This is a genomic window from Flavobacterium piscis, assembly GCF_031457575.1.
GTDB classification, from domain to species: Bacteria; Bacteroidota; Bacteroidia; order Flavobacteriales; family Flavobacteriaceae; genus Flavobacterium; species Flavobacterium piscis_A.
Map to the genome: position 1 here is coordinate 113,866 of NZ_JAVDWQ010000016.1, position 21,821 is coordinate 135,686.

Sequence of the window (21,821 nt, forward strand, 5' to 3'; positions counted from 1 at the left end):
GAGACTATGGAATTATATGATTTAATCTCAAAAAATGAAAATTTAATCTTTACAGATTCTACAACCGGATTTTCTAAATCTATAAAAGAAATGCATCAATCGCTGGAAATTGAGAACCTGCGTTCTGTTGCATTTATTTACAACGACAATCAGTTGCCGGCAGTTGAAACTTTTTTAAATTTTTATCAAAGCCGGTTTACAATTGCATTATTAGGATTAGGGATAAATGCTGAATTCAAGAAAAACTTAGAAGAAAATTATACACCATATTATATTTATGATCCGTCCAGAAGTAAAATTGACGGATACAGTATTGTTGATGCCTCAGATACCATACAACTGTTTAAACGTATTGAAAATTCAATCTATCCCATACACCCAAAGGTTAAGCTTTTAATGAGCACTTCCGGAACAACAGGGTCTCCTAAATTTGTGCGGCTGTCTGATAAAAACCTTGTTGAAAATGCCAGATCAATTCTGGAATATCTGCCTGTTAAAAATGATGATGTTGTACCGCTTAATGTTCCGATAAATTCTGTTTACGGAATGTCCATTTTTAATACCAATTGCATAAAAGCACATCAAATTATCTGTACAGACAAAGATGTTTTTAAAAAAGAGTTTTGGCACGATTTAAAAAATTATGGTTATTCTACCCTTGGTGGGGTGCCTTACTTTTATGAAATGCTTTACAGTATTGGCTTTTTTAAAAAAGATTATCCGTCATTGCGATATTTTACGCATGGAGGCGGAATAATCAATCATAAATTAATCGAAGTAATTTCAGAATACACAGAACGATATGGCAAAAAATTCTTTGCGCAATATGGTCAGACTGAAGCAAGCGGACGAATGGCTTTTTTACCTCCTGAAGACTTATTGAGAAAAAGAGCTTCGATTGGGCTCCCTGTTCAAAATGGTCGTTTTGAGATCGAAGAGGAAACCTCAGAATTAGTTTATTACGGTCCAAATATTTTTGGCGGTTATGCAGAAAGAAGAGCTGATTTACAATTTTATCATCAGGAAGAAAAACTGCATACCGGAGATCAGGCACGAAGAGATGTTGAAGGTTATTATTATATCACCGGAAGATTAAAACGAATCGTGAAGTTATTTGGTACTCGAATTAATTTAGATGAAATCGAACTCCTGCTAAAAGATAGCCTCGGAGGAAAAACCTTTATTTGTCTGGATCTGAATGACAAACATTTGGCTGTTTTATATACAGATCATAATTTAAACAAAGAAATGATTGTGCAAGCCTTAAAAACAAAATTGCATTTGCATGCCAGTTCGATAAAAATAATCCATAAGACTGATGTACCATTAACAGCAAACGGAAAAGTGAATTATCCGTTGATAAAAGAATCTCTTGAAATGAATTACGCTTAGTTTTTTTAGTCACAGTTTTATAGTCGCAGTTTTCAGTATTCAGTCTCGGTTTTCAGTCTAAGTATTTTTTTGAATACTGCGACTGAATACTGTAAACTGAATACCAGAATTATTAAAAAAAATCACCCCTATTTAAGTATAGAGGTGATTTTATAATTTTAATTGAAGTAAATTTTAGAACCTGAATGTTAAATTTACCAGGAAATTTGCCGGGGCCTGAGGTGCACCCCATGAACTCCAGTATTTTTTATTGGTAAAGTTATTCAGCTTAACTCCCACTCTCCAGTTTGACTGCTCGTAGAATAAAGTTTGGTTATAAATAGTATACGACGGAATATAAAAAGTATTAGCAGTAGACATATAGCTTTTATCTACATAATTAGCTCCAACACCAATACCAAGACCTTTTAAAACATTTTGAAATTTATAAGAAGCCCAAAAGTTTACCACATCTTCAGGGGCATCTTGTGTTTTATTGCCTTCGATAGCTTTGTTGGCCTCACTTGTTTTTACGATCCGATTATCATTATAAGCATATCCTGCTATAATATCTAAACCTGGTAGCGGATTAGCAAGAAATTCAAATTCTACTCCTTTACTCACCTGTTTTCCTTCTTGTTGGTATACTAAATCTGCCTGTCTTATTACAGCATTATCATTAGTAATATTGTAATAACTAACTGTAGCACTTAATTTTTTATTAAACAACTCCGCTTTTATACCTCCTTCATATTGATTTGCATAAAGCGGATCTAATATCAACTGCTCACCTCCGGGTTGTGTAACCGGGGCTAAATTCTGGAATCCGTTCATGTAATTTCCGAATATAGAAACCTGATCTTTAACAATTTGGTATACTATTCCTAATTTTGGAGATAACGAATTTTGGCTATAACCAGGTGTTGTACCGCTTTCTTTTCGGTCAAAATTATCTAAACGTAAACTTGCCATCGCATACAATCTGTCTGCAACACCCAATACATAAGATGCATACCCGCTAAAAGTGTGTTCATCTCTTCCGGCTCTTATAACCGGCGCCAACAATACGTCATCAATTTCGTTTCTTCTTATTGGATTAAAATTAGTTGTTACGTCAATTGTCCTAAACGGAGTCGCAGGAGTTGGTGTAGATGAAAATGTATCTGTATAATATCTGTAATTAATACCTGCCAATATCTTATGTTTTAAAATTCCTGTTGAAAACTCACCATTAATATTTTCCTGAATATTGGTATAATTACTTGAAATAGGTCCAAAAAGCGTTGCGCGTATAGTAGCTGTAGTAGGCGAAGTCCAGGTTGGTAAAACCTGATAACTATAAGCTACTTCTTCATTTACGTAAGAAAACAAAGTAGTCGATTTCCAATAATCAGATATTTGATATTCACCCTGAACGAATGCTTTTGATGCTGAAGATTTTGCATCGGCATCACTATGCACCAATGACTTTTTATAATCTAATTTTATATCTCCGGGGTTTGTAATTCCTGATGCAGCTGGAACCGTCGGGAATAAAGGTTTTGTACTGTTCACCTTAAACAACTCAGCATCCACATTGAAAGTTAGTTTCTCACTTGCTTTAAAAGTGATACTTGGAGTAAAAGACAGTGTCTTATTAAAACCATAATCTAAAAAACTTTTTTCATTATTGACTGCTGCATTAAGTCTGAAAAGTACATTGTTATCTTTAGTCAATGGGGTATTTATATCAACCGTAAGCCGGTTTAAACCAAAACTTCCGGCTGTATAGGAAACTTCAGTCGCTGTTCCCTCAAAAGGTTTTTTAGTAACCAGATTTACAACTCCTCCAAAAGATGATGATGTTGATCCAAATAAAGTCCCGGAAGGGCCTTTTAATATTTCTATCCGCTCCACATTGGCAATACCAACAGTTGATCTTCCTGAAAGGGTTTCCATTCCGTTTCGAGAGTTAATACCCACTGTAAAACCTCTAAAAATAACTGCAAATCCACCAGAAGGATAATTAAGCGGCACAACTCCAGGCGCATTTCTTACAGCACCCGCAGCATCAATTACAATTTGTTCCTGTAAAAGTTCTTTATGTATTACATTATAAACTTGCGGATTTTCTATGTTTTTAAGAGGCATTCTCGCTACAGTTTCTGTTTTTTTAGACAGTAAACTTTTTTTGGTACTAATTACAACCTCCTGTAATTCTTTGTTCGAAACCTTCAACTGCAGGTTAACAATCGTAGTTTTGTTATCTTCTACGGTAACTTCCTTTTCTGAAGTTTCATAACCTGAAAGTGAAATTTGTAAAGTATAAATATTTTCTCTTACGCGGTTAAGTTCAAAATTCCCTTCTTCATTTGTAATGGTGCCATATTTTGAATTTTTAAGTATAATATTTACATCTGATGCGGATTTTCCGTCAGAAGTTGTGATCCGGCCTTTAATCTTTCCATGATTTTGCTGTGCAAAAGAACTCAGGGCAAAAAGTAAAAAAGCAATAATAGCTAAAAAACCAGGTATTTTTAAATTAAGGTATTTCATTGATTCATATTTTGGTTAGTATTAATTTTTATTTATTCTAAATAAAAACAGTGCAAAAATATAAATTAATAATTGTTTAACAAGTTTTAGTTTTAAAAAAATTATCCGTAATCATGAATAATTCCTCACAATTACTAAACCTATGGGTTTTCAGTCCCTAGATTTGGTTGGCAGACTGAGAGTCCGTAAGATTGCAACACTTATGTATCAGGTATAGTTTTAATTATTCTTTCAAAAATCAGGAAATCCCGGTTCCTGTAAACTCTAAAGTGATAATTGGACAAAAATTACTTAAACCGGCAGGAGTAGTAATCCGGGAAGAATAAAAAAGATCAGATTTTTAAAATTTAAATCCTTCCTAAAAAAATCAACAAAGTATTAACAAACAGAACAGAATGCAATCTAATTTAAAATAAACTCAATAAAAACAGGAAATCAATCCTTTGTTATAATAAGAATTACCTTATAAAATGATTTTTATCATGGTTTCTACCGATAATCTGCTATAATTTTGGTTCAGGAATTTAATAAATGTCTAATTTAGATAGTATATAATGACAACATGAAAGTAATTAAGGACTCAGGGCATATTGTGCCTTTCGACATAGAAAAATTAAAACTTTCTCTTCAAAAATCCGGAGCTGCCCCTGCCCTTATCAAAGAATCCCTTGAACAAATACAAAACCAAATATATGAAGGTATAACAACCAAAGAAATATACAAATTGGTGTTTGCTTTTTTAAAAAAAGCATCAAACGCACATGCAGCACGCTATAACCTACGCTACTCACTACAAATGCTTGGCCCCGCTGGTTTTTTCTTTGAAAAATTTATTTCAAGATTGTATGCGGCCGAAGGATTTAAGACCAGAACCAACATAACCCTGCAGGGAAAATGTGTTTCGCATGAAGTAGATGTAATACTGAAAAAAGATAATATGATTTGGATGATTGAATGTAAATTTCACAATACCAGAGAAGGTTCTTCGGATGTGAAAGTTCCTATGTATATCCTTTCGCGTTTTAATGATCTTAAAGTGAAACAGCATACTATTTTTTCTAATAACGAAACTATTAATTACTGCATAATAGTTACAAACAACCGATTTACAAAAGATGCTGAAAATTTCGCGAACTGCAGTGGAATCTCCCTTTTAAGCTGGGACTATCCTCAGGATAATAACATTAAAAATAAAATAGATAAAGGAGGACTCTATCCTATTACCTGTCTCACAACACTATCAATGGCTGAAAAGGAGAAATTGCTTATTCTGGATCAAATATTTGTAAAAGATCTTATTAATGACTCCAAAAGTCTTCATAAAATCGGGCTTAGTCAAAATAGAATCAGAAATGTATTGAAAGAAGCTTCACAAATTTGTAATTATATTTAAAATGAAAATAAAATTTATAGGAGGTGCGGGAACCGTTACAGGTTCAAAAACGCTTATAGAAAGCAACGGTATCAGAATATTGGTTGACTGCGGGCTCTTTCAGGGGCTAAAGGCACTACGAGAACTCAATTGGGAGCCATTGCCTGTTTTGCCCTCTACGATAGATTATGTCCTGCTTACCCATGGTCATCTTGATCATTGTGGCTGGCTGCCACGACTGGTTGCCCAAGGATTTACAGGAAAAATATATTGCACCGGTCCTACCAAAGCTGTGGCCAGGCTTGTTCTTTTAGACAGTGCCAAAATTCAGGAAGAGGAAGCCAATAAAGCCAACAAAGAACATTATTCTAAACATGCAAAGGCAGAGCCACTCTATACAGTACAGCAGGCTGAAACTGTTTTTCCATTTTTTAAAGTCATACAGCCCTATATATCAGTAGCCATAGACAATGATATTGCTGCAATTTTTTCAACAGCAGGACATATTATAGGTGCGTGCAGTATTACGCTGACTCTTGAGGGTAAAACTTTGGTTTTTTCCGGTGATATAGGACGCAATGATGATGTATTGATGTTTCCGCCAACAAAGCCTGTAATGGCCGACTATCTCTTTTTAGAAAGCACCTATGGCAATCGCCTGCATCCTGAACTCGATGTAAAGAAACAGCTGGAAACTTATATCAATACAACTATAGAACAAAAAGGAACCGTAATTATTCCGGGGTTTGCTGTAGAAAGGGCACAATCAATAATGTACCTTATATGGCAGCTCAGAACAGAGGGTAGAATCCCAAATATCCCTTATATCCTTGATACCCCAATGGGCTCTGGTGTGCTGGATATATTTCTGGAGAATATGCAATGGCATAAACTCTCGGCTAATGACTGTCATGAAATGTGTAAAATGTTTAGAATAGTTTCTGAAGTTGAACAAACCATGCGCATTATTGAAGACCCTCAGCCTAAAGTAATTATTGCTGCAAGCGGAATGGTTACCGGAGGACGGGTATTGTCTTATTTTAAGCATTATATAGGTCTTGAAAAAACTACTGTTATAATTGTAGGCTATCAGGCAGAAGGTACTCGTGGAAGAAAACTTCTTGAAGGGGCTGCTGAAATTAAAATATATGGAAAATATTATTCCGTAAAAGCCAAGATATTACAAATCGAAGGACTCTCTGCGCATGGGGATCAGCAAGATCTTTTAAACTGGCTTTCTGCCCTTCAAAATGTCCCAAAATGTATCTATTTGGTTCATGGCGAAAATCTCCCGGCAGATGAACTGCGAATTAAAATCCAGGATCACTATGGTTTCAAGTGCAGTGTACCATTAATGGGAAGTGAAATAGAAATTTAAGCTTCCTTTATCTTCTTCTGAAATATTTTACTCCTTCAAACCATAATACGGATAATGAACCTACCAAAAAACATAAAAATAATTGAAAAAATGTAATTACTCCAAAATCAAACAGATAACGTAAAAAAGGTATTGTAAATAACAGTATAGATAAAAGTACTGTAAAACCTATTATGATACCAACCAGGATATTTTTATATCCCAGCGTTACCCATAATGAATAATAAAAAGATCTGTTGACAAGCGTCAGTACAATATTGGCTGTTATTAAAGTCAAAAAAACCATACTTCGTGTCCTGTCTTCATCCCAGTGATTATGTACAGACCACTGATATATAAATAAGACTCCTAAGGTGATAACAATTCCTTGAAAAATACTTATTATAAGTTCTTTTGCATTAAAAAATGTTGACGTTAAAGGTCTTGGGCCCCTTTCCATTGTATCTGCTTCAGCAGGTTCATTCCCATATATTATCGAACAGGTTGGCCCCATAATAAGCTCAAGCAGAATTACATGAAGCGGACTGAATATATTGGGATAAATCCAGCCTAAAGCAAGTGGAAGAAAAACAATCAGGATGATAGGTATATGGATCGATATAATATACTGAATAGCCTTTTTTAGATTCGTATAAATTTTTCTGCCCATGGCTACAGCATCTGCCATTTTAGAAAGATCATCTTCTACAAGAATAAGCGAAGCGGCATCTTTTGCTATTGCCGTACCTTTTTTTCCCATCGCAATCCCAATGTGAGCTGCCTTGAGCGAAGGTCCATCATTTACACCATCTCCTGTCATGGCAACAATTTGTCCGTTAGCTTTCAGGGCATTAACAATTCTTAGTTTGGCATCCGGAAACATTCGGCTAAATACATTAATATCCATTACTTTACTTTGTAGCTCTGCATCGCTCAACTTCATGAGTTCATCTCCTGTAATAGACTCATCAAAACCCCGAAACCCGATCTGCTGAGCAATGGCATTTGTGGTACGGGCATTATCACCGGTAATGATCTTTACTTTTATTCCTGCTGTATAAAAAGACTGCAGTACCTGCGCAATATTATCTTTAGGAGGATCATAAAAAGCAACTAAACCTTTAAATATAAATGGAATTTCTTGCTGCGTTTTCGGATAACTATTCCCTTGCAAATTTCCTTTCGCAACACCAAGTACCCTGTAACCTTTACTCGTTAGTTCATCCATAGCAATTGTTACAGTTTCTTTTTCTTCGGATGAAAAATGGCATACCTCTAAAATAGCTTCAGGTGCCCCTTTTGCAGCAATAATACGATTGCCAATTGCGTCTTCAAACACGTGGGTCATCATAGGCGGTTTGCCTGATAAAGGATATTCATGAACCATTTTAAAAATGACCGTCAGATCTTTATCAGTAAATTTTTTATACGTTTTATGCAGGGCAATCTCCATTGGATCAAAAGCTATTGGCTCGCTTGCCCACATAGCGGTTGTAATGAGTTCTTCTGTTTCTTTTAATTCTCTAAAAGTATGTACCGCAGCCTCTGAACCTGAAGGCAGATAAAGCCTTGCCAATTCCATTTTATTTTGGGTGAGTGTACCTGTCTTATCCGTACAGATTACTGTAGCACTGCCTAATGTTTCTACCGTTTTCATTTGTTTAACCACAATGCCCATCTTCATAAGTCTGCGGGCTCCAAGTGCCATAAATGTTGTGAAAGCAACCGGAATCTCTTCCGGTAAAATGCTCATTGCCAATGTAAGTGCCATCAAAAGACTCTCCAGAACGTTGCCTATTCTTGAATAGTTGATACCCCAGACCAAAATGAACACCAATGCCCCGGCAAAAACCATTTTTTTTATAAAATTCCCAATCTGAAGTTCTAATGGTGTTTTCTCCTCAGCAATAGCCTCAAGACTACTGCCTATTTTACCTAATCGTGTCTGGTTTCCAATCTCAGTTACTTTAAAGATAGCCAATCCGCTGGCAACGGTAGTTCCTGAAAAAACCTTATTATCTTCTTTTTCATTATCCTTAAAAACCGCCATAGACTCGCCGGTAAGTATCGATTCATTTACTGAAAAATCATTCGAACGCACGATGACACCGTCAGCAGGAACCAAACCGCCTTCTTCAATAATTACCAGATCTCCAACCACAATATCCTGCGTTTTAATATATTGCTGTCCTTCGCGAATAACTTTGCATAAAGGCTGTGTAAATTCCTGAAGTTTTACCAAAGCATTTCGGCTCCTTTTTTCCTGATAAAGTGATATTGCAACAATTAATAAAATTGAGACTGTAAGAAATATAGCGTCACTGTATTGCTTATTGATAAAATATATTCCTGAGGCTACGAGCAATAAAAGAACCATTGGTTCTGCAAAAATGCTTTTTAGAAAAGCTAAAAATGTATTCTCTTTTTTGTAACTATACTTATTGATTCCAAATTTTTTTCTAAACTCAACTACTTCATCAAAACTTAGTCCTTTTAATTCCTGTTCTTTTGTGTTCATAGAATATTTTAGATAAAATTAGTATTACCTAAATTACCGTAAAAGATACGAAATAAGTTTTCGTTTAAAAAACTGCCGAAAATAATTTCACTCTCGGGAAGTGATTTTAGCCAGAGCAAACACTAAACTAAATTAGTTCATATCTGAATAAAACCATATGATATTCACTACATTATGCTAATAAAATATTCCATAAAACCTGATTAATATCATTTTTATTTTCCTCATTGCTGTCTACTTTTAATATGAAATTAAACAACACAATTTTTAAAGATCAAAGTACAAAATTGAATAAATTCAATTACGTTACCATTTGACCAAAATAATTACACCCTTAAAAAATGAAACATATCTTTTTATTAGTCATTTTCATTTATAGTACTTTTTCAATGGCTTCACAAACCATAGTAAAAGCGCCCTTTAAATACAATCAGGAAATTATTTTAAATGAAATTGATACCACTAAAATTCAGGCATTTTTTAAAAAATATCCCAAATTAAGATCGTTCCAAAATCAGGTAAAACAACTTTATAAAAAACACGTAAATTACATTTGGTATGACCAAAACGGCATTAGTGAATTTGCCTATGCATTCTATACCCGTATTGGGCAGATTAATGAAGAGGGACTTCATATAAATATCCCGTATCAATCTGAGCTTGATCAGATTTTTCAATACGATCCAGATCCCAAAATTAATCTTGAATCAGAATTACTAATGAGCTCAATGTATTTTTTTTATACCGATAAAGTTTTTAATGGACTTACTGAGGAAAATAGTACGCAAACAGGCTGGCATCTCCCAAGAGAAAAAACACCTTATAATGCTTATCTGGATACGATAATAAAAAATTTAGAATTTAAAAAAGAGTTCAACCATGACTATTTTAATCAATATTATGCACTTAAAAAAGCATTGAAAAAATATATTGAAATAGAGAAAAACGGGGGCTGGATACAAATCAAACCTGATAAAGGCATTAAATCACTACAGGAAGGTGATTCTTCAATAACGGTTCAACAAGTCAGAACCAGATTATTTACAGAAGGTTATATAGATCTGGATTCTGGAAATCTGTTATTCGATAAAACAGTTTTATCCGGAGTCATCAAATATGAAAATACCCAGAATCGAAATTTTGAACACAAAATCACTCCTGATCTAATCAAATTGCTGAATGTTTCTGTAGAGGATCGTATAAAAACTATTTCTGTAAATATGGAGCGATGCCGATGGATCAGTCCCAAAATAAATGATGCTAAAGAATATATAGCTGTTAATATACCTTCATTCAGGCTGTTCTATTTTCGTGACTCAAAACCATACCTTATATCTAAAGTTATAGTAGGAAAGGAATTTAATAAAACCACGGTTTTTAGTGGAAAAATAAGCTATATCGCCTTTGCTCCTTATTGGAATGTGCCCAATAGTATTTATCAAAAAGAAATTTTGCCTAAACTCAAAAAAAATCCAGATTATCTACAAAGTCAAAATATGGAATGGCATAATGGAAGGATCAGACAAAAACCAGGGCCTGGCAATGCATTAGGTCTTGTTAAATTTATATTTCCTAATTCAAATAATATTTATCTGCATGACACCCCGATGAAATCTCTTTTTAAAAATGAAAAAAGGGCTTACAGCCATGGATGCATACGAGTAGAAAAAGCACATGAATTAGCATTGACAATTATGGAAAAAGAAGCCAAATGGACTCCTGAAAAAGTAAACGCTGCAATGCATTCAGGAAAAGAATCGATCTACGTACTCAAAGAAACAATTCCTGTATACATAGCCTATTTTACTGCATGGGCAGATCAAAACGAAAATATTGCGTTTTACAATGACATATACAATCGAGATAACAATCTTGCCCGAATGCTTTTTAGTGAATGATCTCTGTACTGATATTTATTTTAAAAAAACCACTACATATTAATAATCAATTAGATATAAATAAAAAAACATCAAAAATCATTTTCTATTTCTATGTTTTAATGCAATTTTACCAAATAAATCTAAAGTAATTTAAAGACAATTACATTGAATATGAAAATCTTACCTTAGATCTAAAGGTTAAGGCGAACAACATAAATATAAAAAAATTAAATACTATGGAACCAAGCTGGATCATATTAACCTTTACTGGCATTGTTGTAGTAATCATGATGATTTATCTGTTCAGACAAAACAGGAAAGACTGAAAAGCTTACGAGAAAGATTTAAATTACGACTTACAAAATTTATAAAACACTACAAACAATGAAAACCCTGACAATTTACACCGTATTCTTAATTACAACAACTATACTATTTATGAATCGCTACACGGCTTTATATATTAATAATTCGATAGTACATTTTATAATCTTATTGACAGCATCAATTACATTTATTTTTATAATAGGACAAGCTTTTGGGAAATTAAAAAATACAAAATCAAGGTTGTTTGCAACATTAATTGTTGGGATTTTATGCTTTATAAAATCATTTTTAACCTGGGGCGGTGACTGGAAAACACAAACAATCCTCTACCAAAACATATCCAATGATAACAAAGCTATAGAATTCCAGATGCGGGGTGATCGTTTTTCTTTTGGATACAAAAAACGTGTTATAAACAGGTTAAAATTATTCCCCGGACTTGACTGGACTACAGGTATTGATACCACTAAAATCAATCATAAACAATGGAAAAAACTAAACCTGTATGTAAACGAAATGAAATTTGCCTCACATTAACTATGCACTCATATTTCTCTTAAATTTATAAAAAATCGGCTCGATGAGCAGCACAAAAATCTTCGAAAACATGAAAAAAATACTTGTTACAACTGACTTATCTTACGACTCCAAAGCAGCTATTCGTTTTGCCATTCAACTTGCCTCCCAGACAGAATATGAACTTACTTTCCTGTATGTAAATACTTCATTTATTATTGATCCCTTTGCAGCTGTTACTTTTATCGGTCTTCCTGAACCTCATAATAAACTACAAGAACAAAAACTCATAAAATTTATACACACCCTATACAAACAAACCAGTAAGCAACCTGGTAAAATAAATTATATAGCAGAAAATAAATTAGATGTAAATGAAGCTATTCTTGATTGTGCAAAAAGAATTAAGGCAGATTACATTTGTATGAGTACAAGAGGAGGCGGTCTGGTGCATAAGCTGTTAGGCAGTCATACTTCTAAAATCTTACGCGATTCTCCGGTTCCGGTTCTGGTCGTACCAAAATATTACAGAATGAAGCATTTAAATTCTGTTCTATATCCCTCTGATATTGAAAATATAAATATTGAGCTGCCGTTGATCAAAAAATTTGCTGCTGCATTTAATGCCCCTATTACTGTATATCATTATGATTATTTTACAGAAGTGGATGAAATCCATAAAAAATTAAATAAAATAGAGCATAAATTTAAATCTGATAAGGTTTCTTTTCATCTAAAGAAGCTAAACCCTGAAATATCTTTATTGCGGCACCTGCAGATTGACATTATAAAAATCAAACCATCTATAATAACCATGTTTGCCAAAGAAGACCGAAGCTGGTTTGAGCTGCTGTTTCAATCCATTAAAACTTCTGAAAAAGGCTTCGACACTAAAACACCAGTGCTTGTATTTCGAAAATAGTAAGAGGCTTACAATCTGGTATTCGAATTAAAATGCTTCAGAATTTGTTTAGGAGAGGCGATAACTTCTCTTCGAATAGGGTCAAACCACTCTACTTCTTTAGTAACTTCTGCGCAGCATTCGTTTTTTGAGTTGAAAAAGCAGCTTTTAATTTTGATTTTGTCGTCTATATAGCAGTTTTCCATTTTAACAAAAAAAGGTTCGGTAAACATCAGATTTTTATAAGAAACCAATACATGATTTCCTTCTTGCAAACCTAGATGCAAAGCGTTTAGTTTCTCTTTTGAAAATCCATTATCAAACAAAAAATGATACAATAATCTAAGCGTATATGAAATGTACGCGGTACTTTCCATTACCATAACATCATTTACGTCCTCTCCGGCAACAACATAATTTTTGCTAATCATTTAAATTTAGTTAGGATTGTTAAAAAAAAGGTCAGCCTGGTGTGAACTGACCTCATAACATTAGTCATGTTTAAAGATTTTCCAAATCAAAAAGGGAATTTATTTAGCTACTATTTATGGGTAGTTACACCTATTAGCTAAACATTAATCTATTAAAAACGATTATTTAATCAATAAAAAACTGTAAGTGATTTTTATTTTATCAGCAATTTTTTTTCTGACCATACCCGGTATTTCTATATCAAAATCTTCAGGTTTTACTTCAAATGAACCAATAGTGTTTACTCCATTGGCTGCTTTCGAAACTTTTACGATAACTGACACAGGTTTTGTTTTTCCGTGAATGGTAAGATCTCCTTTTAAAGTAAAATTTTTAGATGTATTTGTAATTTTAGAAATATCAAAATCTTCTATTTTACCTTTTAACGTTGCTTTTGAAAACTTTTCAGATTCCATATAATTTTCGTTAAAATGCTCTTCCATTAAGGCAACTTTAAACCGAAAACCTTTTATAAGAACCAAAGCGGCGAAATCTCCGGTTGATTGCTCTAAAACTGCAGACACACTTTTATTTTCAGCAGCAACTTCTTCATAGGAAGGCATAGAAGCCTGAAATTTTATACTCCCTGTTTTTGTTATCAGTTTTTGTGCAAACCCATCTGTATTTACAACAATAATCAACAGTAATACAAAGAAATTAATAAGTAGTTTTTTCATAATGATTAATCTTCTTTTAGTCCGTCAGTATTCCATTTTACAATTAAATCAATATTTGCCTGAGACATTCTTCCTCCTTGAGGCATAAGTCCCTGCTGACCATTTTGCAGTTGAATTCTATTTAATAATCCAGCATTTTCAACTGCTGCTTTAACCTCTGCATAAGTAGTTAAAGGCCTGAAAGCTGCAGATCTTCCACTTTGGTGACAGCCTATACAATTGCCATCAATAATTGATTTCACATTTTTAGAATAGCTAATTGTGACTACCGGATCCGGACCCGGAGGTGGTGTTCCTGTTTCTGGCGGCGTTTCGATATCCTGAAATGTATCAGAATCACTACAGCTTGCAAATGCTGCCAGTAAAATTGTAAGGGCTATTATTTTTTTCATAATTTTTATTTGTTTGTGGTTATTAAAATACTCTGTATAAGTTAAATCCGAAAAAGAAATCTCCTTTACCCCATTCTCCAGATGCATTTGTGAGGTATCCACTCTCACTCATGGATTGTGAATTGGTAAATATTAGTTGAAAAACGTGTCCGCCTGTTTCTACATCCAGACCTACTGACAATGGATTTTTATAAAAATTAGGTTTATCAAAATTGTGCATATACTCTAAGTTGAGTGATAATCTTTTGGTAATTTTATAACGACCTCCTCCTCCAAATGAGAATTGATCATCATTTTCGATTGCCGGATTGTAAAGATTTTTATGTAAAAATGACGGCACTAATTCTAATGACAGTTTTTCATTCACTTTTCTTGATATTAATAACTGCTGCACATACGTCATGTGGTGCTTAAATTTTAATCCGGGATATTGATCCTTTTCTAAAAATGTATTAATATCCGCAACACTGTACCCAACAATATCTACAGGAAAATTAGCGTCTTGTCTCATCATTCGGTATTTCACTCCGGTCTCATACATTTTGTTTAATGTATGTCTGGAAAGGCTAACTGATAACCAATCTGTAACTCCATAAATACCTCCAAGTTTTGTAGTGGCGTTATCAAGACCAAAAAAACTATCCAGACCATCTTTAACAGTGCCAAAACGATGAGAGACAACAAAATAGAACTCTTTTTTTGCAGGCATTTTTGTTGTCTGTAATGTTACCAGCTGTAAAGCTTTAAAAGTTGCTGTAGAATAACTTTCTTCTTCCTGAACTGTATCAAGACTGTTCAGTAAATCATCTTGCGAATATGTCATGGTAGCCAAAAAAAGGCAGACTGGGACTAAAAATTTCTTCATAAATTGATTAATTGTTTTGTTTATTAATAGTGCATTGATCTAATTTAACCTCTTGAAATAGTTCATCATAACCAATACATTTGCCTTTAACCGTTATCTTATTATTTATAAGTTCCTCTTTTATTTTTTGAGTGAACAAACAGAAAACAGCATTTTCAAGTATAATCACAGAATCTGTTTCCTTTGTTACCTTACCCGTTATTTCAATAGTTTTATTGAGATATAATGAATCTGCTTTTTCTGGATTTGATTTATAATCTTCTATCAGTTTTGTAGCTGCTACACTGAAATCCGGCATTTCTGATGCTATATTCCGTGCTTCCTTAAAGAGAAATCCGTAATAAAAATAAATGCCTGCTGAAGCCAATAATACTACGGACACAATTACAAATACTATTTTTTTTCTTTTCATAATTTATTCTTTTGACAGGGTTCAATAGTAAAACAGCTTTGATGCAGATTACCCTACCAAAGAATTGTTATTTTATAAAAAAAAATTAAGGGGAAGTACAGGTCTTTTTAAAACCCTTGTATAAAAAAATTAAAATAAAACTCTAAAACTCAGATTTGGAGTTCTTTGCAGAGCAAATGTTTCAACCTCCTCTATAGAATTTGTTAAAGAACTTATTCTATAATATTCGCTGATTTCATTTTTTCTGTTTAAGATATTTAAAATGGATATTCCTAATTTGTATTGAATTCCATTTGAAGTTTCCCACTTATAAGTTGAGGAAAAGTTAACCTGCGAAAAAATATGCAAATTGGTATTATTAGGCTTGTTATAAACCAGTACAGGATTTGAATCGTCAATTTGGGAGTTATCAGGAGAAGTTTTTGGTCTGCCCGATGTCCATTTTGTCCCCAAAGCAATTTTAAAATTGTTTTTCTCATAAATTCCTGCCCACGATGCGGTATGTATTACCTCAAAGTTGTTAGGAAAAATGGGATACTCGTAATTAAAAAAATGATAATTATTGTGATTATAAGTATAACTTAACCAAGTAAGAAAGTGATTCATTTTTTTTTGAACCAGCATTTCTGATCCCCAAACTTCATAATCGCCAGTTGTTTTAATAAACTCTAATTGATTTTGAAAACCCTGGCTCGATGTTGTAATTCCAGCCACTTTTTTATAAAAATTTTCTATATCAAACAACCAGTCATTTTTTTTGTAGAATAAATTCAGTGATATTTGCCTGCTTCTTTGTATTGGAATTGTGGTATTATTGGAGATAATCCAGCGTCTTTTTTCGATACCGAAATAATCTTTTTGCAAATCAATAATTTGTTGGGAATTTTGGCTTTTTAGTTCGCCCAACAGTTCTAAATTTAGACTTTTGTTGATTCCATAGTTAAGCTGTATACGCGGTTCAGGAATATATTTTTGGAACTTTTCAATATAATTCAATCGTATTCCGGCATTCAATATTATTCTCGAAAGTGTATCATTGTATTTGCCTTCCAAAATTAAGGCATGGGTTCTTAAAACATCTTTGGTTTTTCGATAAAAATCAGGATTGTTTACCTGCTCAAAATTGATAATACCTATTTCATTAAACTGATATCCGTCATTAAAGCTAAATTTAGAATTAATTGTATGATTGTTTTCCAAATTAATCCCATTATTCTTAACTGTATTTTCCTGATTAACGATCTGGTTTTCATTAGTAGTTTTCTGGGTACCCAAAAGTTTATACGAAGAGTTATAAATATTGATTTTAGTGATATTAAAGTTATTCCAGTTTCTCTTCCATGATAAATTTCCACCATAATTTTGTTGGCGCAGAACATTGTTTTCCGATTTGATTGTATTGTCCGAAGTCGCACTTTGAAAGACCTTTAGATTGTCTTGTATGGTTATTAAATCAAGTATTAGTTGATCTTTGAGCCCTATCTTTTGAGCGTATTTAAGAGTCGCATCATAGAACCCAAATTTTTTATCACTTTGATAATTGGTATTTTGGTTTTGGTTTTGAGAAAATTCCGTGATAGTGGTGTTTTGAAATACTTTATTAAAATATTCTTTATACGTTGGAGTCTCTGCAAAATCAGTGATGGATTTTCGTGCTGAAATTTCAATATAACTCTTTTTTGACAAATTGTATTTCGCATAAATATCGGCATTGATCATGTTGATTCCTGCACTAAAAGTATTTTTTTCTACTGTTCCAGGCGTAGAAGAAATAGCCACTACACTCGATACACTTTCTCCGTAAAAAGCTGAACTCCCGTTTTTACAGATAGAAATAGTGTGTGCCAAATTGGGATTAAAGACCGATATTAAACCAAAAAAATGCCCCGTTTGAAACATCCGTATCCCGTTCCATAAAAACAAATTTTGATCATGTGTACCGCCACGAACATTGATGCTCGACACACTTTCATCGATGCTGTTTACACCTGGGATTTGCTGCATCGTTTGCAAGGCATCGGCTTCGATAAGTCCTGGCAGAATACCAAATTTCTTGGGTTTAATTTCAAAAGAACCATCGTTGCTTTTAGAAATACCTGAAGCCAGAATAGGATTGGTTCTGATTTCTTCAAGTTCAGTAACTTCAGGTTCTAATATTATTTTGAGACAATTTTTAGAATCTGAATTACCTTTCACCATTTTTAGAGTTCTAAATCCGATGTGACTAATCGAAAAATTATTTCCAGAGCCTTTTTCAAATTCAAAATAACCGTTTGAATCTGTTGTAATCTGAGTGTTGTTTGCCAAATGAATATTAGCATCTTCAATAGGTTTTTCATCCGTATTTGAAAAAACGTATCCGCAGGTTATTTTGGATTCATTATCCTTTTTATAAATATTAATGAATTTATTTCCTAAATTTTCAAAAGACAAATTGGTTCTTTTGGCAAGATATTGCAGTTTTTGATCTAAAGAAAATGATTTTTTGGGAGGAATTAATTGGAGGCCTGCAACATTATCCTCAGTGTAATTAAAATTTACCTGATGCTGTTGCTCAATTTCAATTATGATGTTTTTTAAAGACATCACTTTTCCTTTGTCCTGAGCATAAAGGTTCAGGGCAAGAAAAAAAACATAAAACAAAAAATGAAATTGTTTGGGGCGCAACATTTATTTTTCGTCAAAAATTATTTTATTTTTTGATATTCTTTTAGCCTCTAAATGATAGGTTGTACTAATAATTTGCAAGGCTGCATCCAGGTCTTTAGTAGGTAATTTTCCTGTAAACAGGGAAGTTGTATCGTTTGTATTTAATTCGATCGTAATATTGTATTGTCTTTGAACTTCATCTAAAAGGGATTTAATATTTTCTTTATGAAAACATATTTGATTGTCCATCCACTCTGGTTTCAATGAATGTATTCTCATTTTAATTTGTTTTCCGTTTTCAAAACTAACGCTTTGTCCGTGTGTTAATAGAATTTGGGTGTTTGCATAATTTACCTTTACACGTCCTTCATAACACACCACATCAAATCTGTTTTTTCGGGCTTTAACGTTAAATTGAGTTCCTAAAACTGATACTTTTCCAAGACTGGTCAGTACTTCAAATCGTCTTCCTTTGGATACCCTGAAATAAGCTTCTCCTTTTAGTTCAAGGTGTCTCTCGTTATTCCAGTTCCACTTTTTATAGTTTATTTCAGAACCGGAGTTTAGTACCACTTCGGAATTATCAGGTAATGAAAAAGTTGTTTTTTCTCCAAAATTTGCTGTTTGCGTTTGGGGTACAAAAATTTTCAATGCAAAGGTAATTCCAAGGGCTAAAACAAAGACAGCAGCTGCTCGAAACACCCACTTTTTGTATAAAGGAACCACTTTTGGAGTCGCTTTTTTCTGCTTAAGAATGTTCGACAACATGGTGTTTTCATCCAAATCATCTACCTCCAAATGGTTTGTGTAATTTTTTATCTTCTGGTATTTTTCAAAATCGGGACTTGCCTTAAATTCAGCTAATTCATCTTCTGACAAATCATTATTAAGCCATTTTGCTAATAAGCGATCTTTTTTCATTATGCTAGTATTATATTATTAAACAACTGGAACTAAATTTACCCTACTTTTATATTTCAATTTCTTTACGTAAGCTTAATAAAGCCAAATGAATGCGTTTTTCTACTGCCTTTATGCTAATGTTTAATTCCAAGGCAATTTCGCTGTATTTTTTTCCATCAATTCGATGCATCAAAAAGGCAATACGTTGTTTTTCGTTCAGGTTTTCAATAGCTTTCAATAGTTTCGATTGAAATTGTTTTTCCTCCAGCAGATATTCCGGATTTTCATTTGTTTTATCTAAACCAGTAAAGTTTTTTTCATATTTCAAAACAACTTTCTGGTGTGCGATTTCGTTGAGACTGCTATTATTTGCAATCGTATAAATATATGATTTTGCTTTTTCTATTGGTACAGAACCACAGTTTTGCCAAAGTTTAATAAATGCTTCCTGTGCTAAATCTTCTGCCTGGTCTATATTGCCAAATTTGTAAAAAAGAAAATTTCGAAGTGCTTTTACCTGACTTTTAAAAAAATACGAAAAGATTATTTCGTCACAAGTGTTTGATTGGATTTTATTTGGCATTTAGATTTTTCAATTTGTATGTTACAAAAGTATTTGTTTTTAGTTTAAGTAGGGTAAAAGTAAAGCTGATTGTTTTATAGAAGTATTACATATTATTTTCTTGTGATAATTAGAGATACAAAAATGAAACCGAAACACTTGATGTCCAATTTATAAAAGAAACAGTTTCTTTTAATTTTATTACCTTTGTAAAAATATAAATATGTTCCCTTTAAACAAATATTTATCAATAGTGATTTTCTTGTTCTTCGTGTCCTGCCAAAGTGAAACAGAAGAACAAGGTTCTAATACACAAGGAACGGTCACAAATGTTTCTCCCCTTACTACCTATTTGCAAAGGGTCGCTATGGTTCGGACAGTGCAGGATAATATAATCGACGGGTCTAGTTATTGTACTGTAAAACTCCCTTATACCGTTACTGTTAATAATGTAAACATTTCAGTTAATACCACTGCAGATTATCAAAAAGTAATAGATAATATCAATGCATATACTACCGATGATGATATTGTAAAAATAGATTTTCCTGTAACAATGGTATACTACAATTACATCGAAAAATTTATTCCGGATGAAACTGATTTTAATTCCTTGATTGATTATTGGAATCTTTACCCGGATCTTTTATCCAAAATCAATGGACTAAACATCAATTATCCTATAACAATTACTATCTATAACAGCGCCAACCAAATAGCAAGTTCTGTATCGATTATAAGTGATCAGGCCTTTTTTAATTTTATAAAAAATTTAAATGACAGTCAGTATATTTCTTTAAAATATCCTATTTCTGTATCGGATTACAATTATCAAACAACATCAATAACAAATAATTTAGATTTCGAAAATGCTATCAAATATGCTATTGATAACTGTCCGGAAAATAACATTGTATCACTTGATTTTGTAGAAACAATAACAAAAGGTTCCTGGGTAATACCTTATTTTTTTGATGATTCAAATAAAACCTCCTCTTATAGTGGCTATTCATTTGTCTTTAAAAGTGACAAATCGGTAGTAGCAACTAAAGGAATGATTTCAGAAACGGGTCAATGGGAAAGTACAATACAAAATAACGTTAGAGAATTAAAAGTAGCTTTCAGTACAGAATTACTAAGTAAATTGAATAATGACTGGAAGTTGTTTGAATTTAATAATTCGCAAATACGATTACGCAATGTAAGTAATAATAGTACTAATTATCTTTATTTTGAAAAGAATAAAATCTGATACAAGCAAACAATGGCTTGGTCCCAGGATTTAGAATTGATCCACAAAAACAAGTTAAACAACTATAATTCAAAAATATAAAAATAAAAAACCGATCAATATATAAAAATACATTTGATCGGTTTTGTAAACCCTTTGGTACAAAATCAGAATTATTAGCCACAAATTACACGAATTAGCACTAATTAATTTGTATAGTTTGTGGCTAATATTTTTTTAGAAGCTAGAGCAAAATCTACTAAAGTACATAGCTGTAACTATACTGGGACCAATAAAATTTCATATGATTAAATTATATAATTGTTTTGTCCTAAAATTGCCTGTCGTTTTGATTTATAAATCCCAGAGTTACTTTACGTCATTTCTTTTTGAACGATTTTTTAATTTTATTTACAAAATGAAGTTTTAATTCATAATTGCACTTCACTTTTCTTTCTATAAAAAAATGCCCTAAAAATAGTGTCTATTTTTGAGGGCATTATTTTTTTAAATATTAAAAAGTTCTTATTGCATTGAAACAATCACAAATTCACTTCTTCTGTTTAATTGATGTTCAGCTTCTGTACAAGTAACATTATCGGTACATTTATTTACCAGTTGACTTTCTCCGTATCCTTTACCTGTTATTCTGGAAACCGAAATTCCCTTTTTCACAAACCATTCAATTGTTGCTTTGGCTCTTTTGTTAGACAAAACTATATTGTATTTTTCAGTTTGTCTACTATCAGTATGAGAACGAATATCTATTTTCATTTTAGGATACTGCTTCAGTACAGCCAAAACTTTCTCTAACTCAAAAGCAGCATCATTGCGAATAAATGATTTATCCAAATCAAAATAAATAATAGGAATATCAAGGGT

18 protein-coding genes are annotated in these 21,821 nt (G+C 32.7%); 7 read left to right on the forward strand and 11 right to left on the reverse strand.

All coding sequences use genetic code 11. The features are described 5' to 3' along the window. Positions 1 to 6 precede the first annotated feature (6 nt). Positions 7 to 1,392 carry an AMP-binding protein gene (locus J2W48_RS18815; RefSeq protein WP_310283317.1) on the forward strand — a complete coding sequence of 462 codons (1,386 nt, stop codon included), beginning with the start codon at positions 7 to 9 and terminating at the stop codon, positions 1,390 to 1,392. Positions 1,393 to 1,566: 174 nt separating this feature from the next. Here the strand turns inward: J2W48_RS18815 and J2W48_RS18820 are convergent, their stop codons facing one another. Next, positions 1,567 to 3,906 carry a TonB-dependent siderophore receptor gene (locus tag J2W48_RS18820; protein ID WP_310283320.1) on the reverse strand — a complete coding sequence of 780 codons (2,340 nt, stop codon included), beginning with the start codon at positions 3,904 to 3,906 and terminating at the stop codon, positions 1,567 to 1,569. A gap of 562 nt (positions 3,907 to 4,468) precedes the next feature. On the opposite strand from J2W48_RS18820, the gene J2W48_RS18825 reads away from it, so the two are divergent. Further along, entirely contained in the window at positions 4,469 to 5,299 is an 831-nt protein-coding gene (locus tag J2W48_RS18825) for an ATP cone domain-containing protein (protein WP_310283322.1), read from the forward strand. A gap of 1 nt (position 5,300) precedes the next feature. Beyond that, positions 5,301 to 6,656: an MBL fold metallo-hydrolase gene (locus J2W48_RS18830; RefSeq protein WP_310283323.1), complete on the forward strand. Its 1,356-nt coding sequence runs from the start codon at positions 5,301 to 5,303 to the stop codon at positions 6,654 to 6,656. A gap of 7 nt (positions 6,657 to 6,663) precedes the next feature. On the opposite strand, the gene J2W48_RS18835 is transcribed toward J2W48_RS18830, so the two are convergent. Next, positions 6,664 to 9,153, reverse strand: coding sequence for a cation-translocating P-type ATPase (locus tag J2W48_RS18835; protein ID WP_310283325.1), 2,490 nt, complete (start codon positions 9,151 to 9,153; stop codon positions 6,664 to 6,666). Positions 9,154 to 9,494: 341 nt separating this feature from the next. On the opposite strand from J2W48_RS18835, the gene J2W48_RS18840 reads away from it, so the two are divergent. The 3 genes from J2W48_RS18840 to J2W48_RS18850 all read left to right on the forward strand — a co-directional run bounded on the left by J2W48_RS18840 (position 9,495) and on the right by J2W48_RS18850 (position 12,798). Next, a complete protein-coding gene (locus tag J2W48_RS18840; protein WP_310283326.1) occupies positions 9,495 to 11,051 on the forward strand; it encodes a L,D-transpeptidase family protein in 1,557 nt (518 codons plus the stop codon). 366 nt (positions 11,052 to 11,417) lie between these two features. Then, positions 11,418 to 11,897 (forward strand): hypothetical protein, encoded by a 480-nt coding sequence (locus J2W48_RS18845; RefSeq protein WP_310283327.1) that lies wholly within the window; start codon positions 11,418 to 11,420, stop codon positions 11,895 to 11,897. A gap of 70 nt (positions 11,898 to 11,967) precedes the next feature. Next, complete coding sequence (locus tag J2W48_RS18850; protein WP_310283329.1) at positions 11,968 to 12,798, forward strand: universal stress protein; 831 nt, start codon at positions 11,968 to 11,970, stop codon at positions 12,796 to 12,798. An 8-nt stretch (positions 12,799 to 12,806) separates the two neighbouring features. Here J2W48_RS18850 and J2W48_RS18855 read toward each other — a convergent pair whose 3' ends face one another. The 8 genes from J2W48_RS18855 to J2W48_RS18890 form a co-directional block, all read right to left on the reverse strand. After that, positions 12,807 to 13,208, reverse strand: coding sequence for a hypothetical protein (locus J2W48_RS18855; protein ID WP_310283331.1), 402 nt, complete (start codon positions 13,206 to 13,208; stop codon positions 12,807 to 12,809). A gap of 162 nt (positions 13,209 to 13,370) precedes the next feature. Next, entirely contained in the window at positions 13,371 to 13,925 is a 555-nt protein-coding gene (locus tag J2W48_RS18860; protein ID WP_310283332.1) for a YceI family protein, read from the reverse strand. A gap of 5 nt (positions 13,926 to 13,930) precedes the next feature. Next, positions 13,931 to 14,317: a c-type cytochrome gene (locus tag J2W48_RS18865; protein WP_310283334.1), complete on the reverse strand. Its 387-nt coding sequence runs from the start codon at positions 14,315 to 14,317 to the stop codon at positions 13,931 to 13,933. A gap of 22 nt (positions 14,318 to 14,339) precedes the next feature. Then, on the reverse strand, positions 14,340 to 15,182 hold the full coding sequence (locus tag J2W48_RS18870; protein WP_310283336.1) for a DUF5777 family beta-barrel protein: 843 nt from the start codon (positions 15,180 to 15,182) through the stop codon (positions 14,340 to 14,342). A 7-nt stretch (positions 15,183 to 15,189) separates the two neighbouring features. After that, on the reverse strand, positions 15,190 to 15,594 hold the full coding sequence (locus J2W48_RS18875; protein WP_310283337.1) for an OB-fold protein: 405 nt from the start codon (positions 15,592 to 15,594) through the stop codon (positions 15,190 to 15,192). A gap of 129 nt (positions 15,595 to 15,723) precedes the next feature. Next, a complete protein-coding gene (locus J2W48_RS18880) occupies positions 15,724 to 18,237 on the reverse strand; it encodes a TonB-dependent receptor (protein WP_310283339.1) in 2,514 nt (837 codons plus the stop codon). A gap of 27 nt (positions 18,238 to 18,264) precedes the next feature. Continuing rightward, positions 18,265 to 19,164 (reverse strand): FecR family protein, encoded by a 900-nt coding sequence (locus tag J2W48_RS18885; protein ID WP_310283340.1) that lies wholly within the window; start codon positions 19,162 to 19,164, stop codon positions 18,265 to 18,267. A gap of 49 nt (positions 19,165 to 19,213) precedes the next feature. Then, positions 19,214 to 19,729 (reverse strand): RNA polymerase sigma factor, encoded by a 516-nt coding sequence (locus J2W48_RS18890; protein ID WP_310283341.1) that lies wholly within the window; start codon positions 19,727 to 19,729, stop codon positions 19,214 to 19,216. A 202-nt stretch (positions 19,730 to 19,931) separates the two neighbouring features. On the opposite strand from J2W48_RS18890, the gene J2W48_RS18895 reads away from it, so the two are divergent. After that, the gene (locus J2W48_RS18895) at positions 19,932 to 20,960 is read left to right on the forward strand and encodes a hypothetical protein (RefSeq protein WP_310283342.1); all 1,029 of its coding nucleotides are present in this window, start codon (positions 19,932 to 19,934) and stop codon (positions 20,958 to 20,960) included. Between the two features lie 504 nt (positions 20,961 to 21,464). On the opposite strand, the gene J2W48_RS18900 is transcribed toward J2W48_RS18895, so the two are convergent. Continuing rightward, the coding region (locus J2W48_RS18900) for an OmpA family protein (RefSeq protein WP_310283343.1) at positions 21,465 to 21,821 on the reverse strand (357 nt) is incomplete at its 5' end.